The sequence below is a fragment of the Methylomagnum sp. genome, assembly GCF_054333355.1.
The window spans coordinates 1-6,813 of record NZ_JBTEKS010000243.1; the positions used below are offsets into that span (position 1 = coordinate 1).

The window sequence follows — 6,813 nt, forward strand, 5'->3', positions numbered from 1 at the left end:
AGGGAATCCAGCGACTCCAAGGTGTTGGGGTCCGCGGGGACGCCCGCGCCGTCGTCGTTCAAAAAAGCGCCAATCCGGCTCCCGGCATCGTCATAAAGGCTCAGGAGCGTGTCGAAGCCGCCATCGCTCACCGTCGTCGAGCCGTCATCCATGAATCCACCTGGCGCGGTGGACGAGCCGGCGTATCCATAGGATCGGATGGTGTTCGGTGTCGAGCCGTCGGCGACGATCCTGAAGAAGGCCAAGTCCTTGTCGTTGCTGAAGGTGCCTAAGTAACCCGCCGTGGCGGCGTCGGTCGCCGCGAGTAGAACAGTGGCGCCGAGAAGCCGCCGCCAATAGTTGTTATTCATCGTGTTTTCACCTCTTCAGTGTGGGGCCGGGTTCCGCCGCCGCCAGCCCGCCAGCGCGGCCATGGCCGAGCCGAACAGCCAGGCCGCCGCCGGGATGGGCACCGTGGTGTAGGCCAGGGCGTTGTTGTAGATCACCGACTTGAACTTGGTGGCGTTGAAGCCGTTCATGAACGAGGCCACGTTGAAGCCGTACAGATAGACGCTTTCCGGCGAGGGTTGAAACTGCGCCGCCCAGCCGGTGGGGTTCTCGGTTTTGAAGCCCAGCGCGGACGGGGTGGCGTTATTGGTCGTGTCGGCGCCGAAGGCGGTGAGGTCGGCCTGGTACAGCAGACCGGTCGGGGTGCCGGTGCCGGGGCCGCTGTAGGTGGGGATGTTGCCGTTGATGGTCACCGTGCCGCTGACGAAGCCACCCCCGGCACCGAAATTGGCGGTGACGTTGTAGCTGCCGCCCGTGACGTTGTTCGCGGTCCAGGGGTCGGATTGGAACAGGAACGTGCCCGAGGCCCAGTTCGCCGTCATGACGTAGCTGGTGGGGCTGGTCTTGGTCAGGACGATTTTGGCGGCGTTGTCGAAGTGCTGGAATCCGGGGGGCGGAATGCCAGCGATGCTGAAGTTGGGTGCCACCGCCACAGCCTGGCTCAGGCTCGGGACTCCGAGCATGACCAGGAAGGCGCTGGCGGGAAGGGCAAAGCTTTTGAATTGCATAAGAGTTCCCATGAAGGTAAAGCAGTTATCCGGCTCTCCTTGAAGGCGCCGGTACCACGCCGCATAAGAAGGCAATACCTGTGCCTTTTATTTAAAACTTTAATAATCAATAGGCTATATGTGATCGGATGAGGCTGGACCGGCGTCGCTACGGGAAATCCCGTAAGTTCGGCTTGGCCGATCACTTACGGTGCCGGCCTCACCACAGCGCGTCGATCTTCCGCAGCCCCCTGAACCACAGCACGTCCAGCGGTATCCACAGCCAGTGGACGAGCAGCAGCGCGATGAGTAGGCCCACCCCCAGCGCCGCGCCGATCATGAGCCGGCGGCGGGTCCGGCCCGGCCCCCCGGCGTCCGGGTCGAGGTGGGGAATCACCGCCAGCGGCGGCGCGCCGGTCAAGGCGGCGATGTGCTGGACCTTCCGCACGCTGCTGTCCAGGGTTTCCCGCAGCAGGACATAACCGGCGGCGGCGGCCAGCGCCAGCGCCAGGCCCAGCACCGCGATCACCGGGCGGTTGGGCTTGATGGGCTTTTCCGGCAGCAGGGGCGGCTCCACGATGGCGAACCGCTCGCCCTTGCTCTTGCGCTCCAATTGCTCGCCGATCTGCGCCTCCCCCAGCTTGGCTTTGAGTTCCCGGTAGCGCACCGTGGCGTTCTCCCAGTCGCGGGCCAGGCTCATGTATTGGCGCTCCACCTCCGGGGTGCGCTGCTGGCGGTGTTCGTAGTCCACCAGCTTGGCCCTGAGCTCCGTGCGGCGGCGGCTCAGCCCGTCGATTTCCAGGGCGTTGCTCTCTTTCTGCGCCAACAGGTTCAGGAACGCGGGGTTGTCGGCCTCGCTCTCGGCCAAGCTGAGCGTGGCCCTGGATTTTTTCGGGCGGCGGGCGAGGGCGTCCTCCAGGGCGCCGATGCGCTTGTCCAGGGCCACCAGGTCGGGATGTCCCTCGGCGTACTTCTCGGCCAGGGCCATCCGCTCGGTGCGCAATTCCCCCAGCTGCTTGGCCTGGTCGGCGGATGGATCGACCGCGCCGGCCTGTTTCTCCAATGCCTCGATCTCCTGCCGCATCTTCACCACGTCCGGGTGGCGCTCGGAATATTTCGCGGACAGCGTGATATAGGCCGTGCGCAGCGCCTTCAGGCGTTCGCCGGGGGTGTTGACATGCTCCCCCGACGAATACACCGGGCTTTCCGGCGAGACCTGGGCCAACTGGCTGTCCACCAGGAAGTTGCGCTCCTGCAAGGCGCGGATTTGCAGGTCGATCTCCTTGATTTCATGCTCGACGCGCTCCATCGACTGGGCGATCAAGGGCTTCTGCTCCTGCAAGGCGTCGATGTTGGCCTCCTTGAAGGCGGACAGCTTCTTTTCCAGCTCCGCCGCCACCGCGCCCATCTGCTCCACCTCGCTCGTGAGGAAATCGGTGGCCTCGGCGGTCTTCTGGGTGCGGTTCTTGAGGTTCTCCTCCAGGTAGAGGTTGGTGATCTCGTTGGTGACTTTCTGGACCAGGCCGGGATCGTGGCCGTCGAAGGACAGGCTGAAGGCGATGGTGGCCACGGTCGGATGGCCGGAGCGGGGGTCGATGACCTCCGCGCTGATGGTCTGGAAGGCGATGTCGTCGCGCATCCGCTCGATGATTTCCTCCGTGGTCTCCCGCTTGCGCCTGTCCGCGTAGAGGTCGAACTTGTCGATGATGCCCAGCAGGTTGGAGCGGGTCATCACCCGCTGGTTGATGGTCTGCAAGCGTTGGGCGGCGTAGCTGGTGATGGTGGAGCGCACCAGTTCCGGGGGGATTTCCTGCTCCTCGATCAGGATGGTCGCCGCGGATCGGTAGACCGAGGGCAGGAGCAAGGCCACCCCCAGGCACAGGACCAGCAGCCCCGCGAAAATGGCGGCGAACGCCCGCCGGTGGCGGCGAAAGGCGGCGAGGTAGTCGCTGAGTTGTTTTTCTTCCATTGCTGTCGGCCTTAAAACTTCTGAGGGTCGAAATTGTATTGAAGGGAGAGGTGAACCGAATGGGAATCCTGGTTCGAGGCGTCGCCGCCTTCGCTCCGGCGGAGGAAATAGCGGTACGAGGCGGTGGTGGACCAGCGTTCCGACCAGTCGTAGGACAAGCCGCCCTCGACGCGGTAATAGGAGAAGTCCAGGGGCTGGTTATTGAAATTCGGATAGCTCTGGTGGGTATAGAAGAGGCCGGCGTTGCCCCTGAACCCCGGCTGGAATTCCCGGCTGGCCGACAATCCCACGCTGTCCACTTGCAGCAGGGCGCTGTTGATCGACGGGCTGATCTGGCGGGTATAGGAAAGGTCCAGCGAGGTCTTCTCGAAGCGCTTGGTGGCGCCCAGGGAAAACACCGGGCCGAAGGTTTCCTGCGCGGGCGTCTTGAACGTCGCGGGCTCCGTGACCGGCGCGAACCGGGGCGGGTCCAGGCTGACCAGGGCGTAGCCCAGCAGGCGGCGGGTCTGGTATTCGGCTTGCGAGCGGCTGTATTGCCCGCCCGCCGAGGCATGGACATCCAGGCTTGGATCGACGCTGTATTTCAGCCCCAGGGAAAAATTGACGTAGTTGATGGCGTTCCTATTGCCCGTGGTGGCGAGTTCGGAATTGAACGCCGTGAAGGACAGCGAGCCTTCCAGCCGCAGGCGCTCGGAGGCCGCGTAGCTGAGTTGCGAGAACGCGCTGTGGTTGTCCGAGTTGGGATAGTTCCGGGCGGCGGCGTCGTATTCCGAGCGCACGTAGCTGTAGCCCAGGGTCACCCGCGCCCGCTCCGAGAGGCTGTGGGTCCAGGCCGGGGCGAGGCTGCTCATGCGGCGGTGGAGCTTGCCCAAGACCAGGCCCAGGGCCGGGTCGGCTTGGCTGGACAACAGGTAATCGTCCGTGAAGTTGCCGGCGAGTTCATAGCGGGCGAGGTCCGTCAGGTAGTGGGCGCTGGCATCCACATACTGGTTCTGCATGTCGATGGCGCTGGTCGGCGTGTAGAAATAATTGGTCAGCCGGGTCCGGCCCGCCACCCGCCAGTTCGGCTCCCCGACGGCCAGCCCGGCGTCCAGGTTCAGTTGGGTGCCCCAGACGGCTGGCAGGCTGGGGACGAGGTTGATATTGGTGTCGAACAACTGGCCCAGGACAAGCTTGCCGTCGAAGCTGTACTCGGCCCCGAACCCGTCCCGCGAGCCGAGCAGAATCAGGCAAGCCGCGATTGGCAGCAGCCGGGGGCGAATCCGTCTCATGGCGGAGGAAGTGCTTGTTCTCACGAGGGGGAGGGGCAGGACTTGCGTCCGAATGGGTGAGCGCTCAGGCATTCGGGCGCCGGATCAAGGCACCACCACCACGTCGCCGTTCTCCAGCAGGATGTTCTGCTCCAGGTTCTCGCCGTCCTCGGCGCTGTCGTAGTCGAAGGGCAGCCGCCGGGTTTCCGGGCCGACGCGGCGGATGATGCCGATGTCGTCCCGGTCGGCGAAGGGCGTCAGTCCCCCGGCCATGGCCAGCGCCTGTAGCACCGACATCCGGTTGGGCATGGGGAAATCGCCGGGCTTGTTGACCTTGCCCACCACGTACACCCGCTGGTTGCTGTTCACCACCGACACGGCCACCTCCGGGTCGGACAGGAACTCCGCGAGGCGGCCCTTGAGTTCGCCGCGCAATTGCTCGACGGTCAGGCCGCCCGCCGCCACGCCGCCGATCAAGGGATAGGAGACGCCCCCGTCGGGCCGGACCAGGACTTTGTTGTTCAGCCCCTCCTCCCGCCACACCGAGATTTCCAGCACGTCGCCGGGCACGATGCGGTAGTCGTGTGGTAGTTCACTCAGGCTTGCGGGATTTGCCGTATCGCCGAAAGCGGCAAAGGCTAGGATGAACCCAAGGAATACAAGGATGTTGCGAAGTTGCATCGGGAAAAGGGCCGGTAGGTCAAAGTCAAATCATGAGCAATTAGCACGCCAAAGAACTCGGCATTGATTTTGTATGCCGTTCCCGTCCGAAAAAATCGGTTGGGTGTCCTGTGGGCGCGGTTTCCAGCCGCGACCGAAGGCGCAGCCCCGATGGCGAACGTCCAACGCCCCGCCCGCCGACCCCTACGAGCCACCGGATTACCTCAACCTTTTTACTCAAGCTATGGAGTTCGATACATGAAAGCCAGATTGTCCCGGCCAGCGGCCCTTTGTCTCGCGGCGGCCCTGCTCGGATGCGGAGGCGCCGAGGAGCGCAAGGCCGAGCATCTCGCCAAGGCCATCGGCTTCTTCGACGCGCAGAACCAGGAGAAGGCCGCCGTCGAATTCAAGAACGTCCTCCAGATCGACCCGAAGTCGGCCAAGCCCTATTACTACCTGGGCCGCATCGAGGAGGGCAAGCAAAACTGGCCGCAAGCCTTCGGCTTCTACCAGAAGGCCGTGGAGCTGGACCCCAACGACCAGGACGCCCGGTTCAAGCTGGCGCAGTTCTTCGCCCTGGCCCGCGATCCCGCCAAGGCCGAGCAAACCCTGGCGCCGCTGGTCCAGGCCAAGCCCCGCGACCTGGACGTGCGGATGATCCAGGTGGCCATCGCCACCGCCAAGGGCGAATCCGAAGCCGCCCTCAAGGCGCTGCAAGCCATCGTCGGGGAACAGCCCGCCAAGCCCGATCCGTACCTCGTGCTGGCCGCGCTCCAGGCCCAGAAGTCCCGGCCCGCCGAGGCGGAAGCCGCCCTCAAGGCGGGACTGGCCGCCAATCCCGGCACGCCCTCCCTGCTGGGTTCCCTCGCCAAGCTCTACGAGCAGCAACGGCAATGGGACCGCGCCGAGGCCACGGAGCGGGAACTCATCGCCGCCGATCCCAAGCAGCTCCAGTTCCGGGCCATGCTGGCCGAGACCCAGCTAAGGCAAGGCCATCGTGGCGAGGTGGAGCAGACCCTGCGCACGGCCTTGAAGGACTTCCCGGACAATCCCCAGCCAGCCCTGCTGCTCGCCGAATTCTTCGCCCGCCAGAACGACCCGGCCAAAGCCGAAGGCGAGTTGCGCGCCGCCATCGCCGCCAATCCCAAGCCCATCGAGTTGCATTCGGCCTTGGCGAATCTGCTGGAACGGGTCCGTCAGCCCGAGCAAGCGGCCAAGGTCTACCGGGACTTCATCGCCGCCGACGAAACCCGCCCGGAAGCCGTCAAGGCGCGGGTGCAATTGGCCGAACTCCTGGCCCGGCAGGGCCAAGCCGCCGAAAGCGAGAGGCTGGTGGATGGCGTGCTGGCGGACAATCCCCAGGACCACGCCGCCTGGATGCTCAAGGGCAAGCTGGCCTTGGGCCGCAAGAACGCCCAGGACGCCATCGCCGCGTTCCGCTCGGTGTTGAAGGAGCAGCCCGATTCCACCGAGGCCATGAGCCTGCTGGCGGGCGCCTTCCAGTTGGACGGCAAGCCGGCCCTGGTCCAGGAGAACCTGGAGAAGGCCGTTCAAGCCAAGCCCCAGGAATTCGCCCTGCGCCGGAACCTGGTCCAGTTCCTGGTGCAGCAGAACAACCCGTCCTTGGCGTTGGAGCAGGCCAACGATTTCCTCAAGCTCCAGCCCGACAGCCTGGATGGCTTGAACCTCAAGGCGGACGTGCTGACGGTGAGCCAGCAGGCCGGGGCGCTGGAGCCGCTGCTCAAGGACATCAAGGCCAAATTCCCCGACCAGCCCGTGGGCGCGTTCCGGCTCGGCGCGTTCTATCAAGCGCAAAAGAACCACGGGGCGGCGGAGGCCGAATACGAGGCCGCCCTGCAAAAAGCGCCCAACGATTACGACATCTTGAAAGCCCTGACCA

The 6,813-nt window shown here is 64.8% G+C and carries 6 protein-coding genes; 1 reads left to right on the forward strand and 5 read right to left on the reverse strand.

All coding sequences use genetic code 11. From position 1 onward, the window contains the following. The 5 genes from ACXWUF_RS15940 to ACXWUF_RS15960 form a co-directional block, all read right to left on the reverse strand. The coding region (locus tag ACXWUF_RS15940; protein WP_458495642.1) for a DVUA0089 family protein at positions 1-350 on the reverse strand (350 nt) is incomplete at its 3' end. 15 nt (positions 351-365) lie between these two features. Further along, positions 366-1,055 carry a VPLPA-CTERM sorting domain-containing protein gene (locus ACXWUF_RS15945; RefSeq protein WP_458495643.1) on the reverse strand — a complete coding sequence of 230 codons (690 nt, stop codon included), beginning with the start codon at positions 1,053-1,055 and terminating at the stop codon, positions 366-368. Positions 1,056-1,254: 199 nt separating this feature from the next. Then, on the reverse strand, positions 1,255-3,003 hold the full coding sequence (locus tag ACXWUF_RS15950) for a GNVR domain-containing protein (protein ID WP_458495644.1): 1,749 nt from the start codon (positions 3,001-3,003) through the stop codon (positions 1,255-1,257). Between the two features lie 11 nt (positions 3,004-3,014). Continuing rightward, a complete protein-coding gene (locus ACXWUF_RS15955; protein ID WP_458495645.1) occupies positions 3,015-4,274 on the reverse strand; it encodes a hypothetical protein in 1,260 nt (419 codons plus the stop codon). A gap of 84 nt (positions 4,275-4,358) precedes the next feature. Further along, a complete protein-coding gene (locus ACXWUF_RS15960) occupies positions 4,359-4,934 on the reverse strand; it encodes a polysaccharide biosynthesis/export family protein (RefSeq protein WP_458495646.1) in 576 nt (191 codons plus the stop codon). A gap of 237 nt (positions 4,935-5,171) precedes the next feature. Between ACXWUF_RS15960 and ACXWUF_RS15965 the strand changes: the two genes are divergently transcribed. Continuing rightward, positions 5,172-6,813, forward strand: a 1,642-nt coding sequence (locus ACXWUF_RS15965) for a tetratricopeptide repeat protein (protein ID WP_458495647.1), incomplete at its 3' end; no start/stop codon positions are given.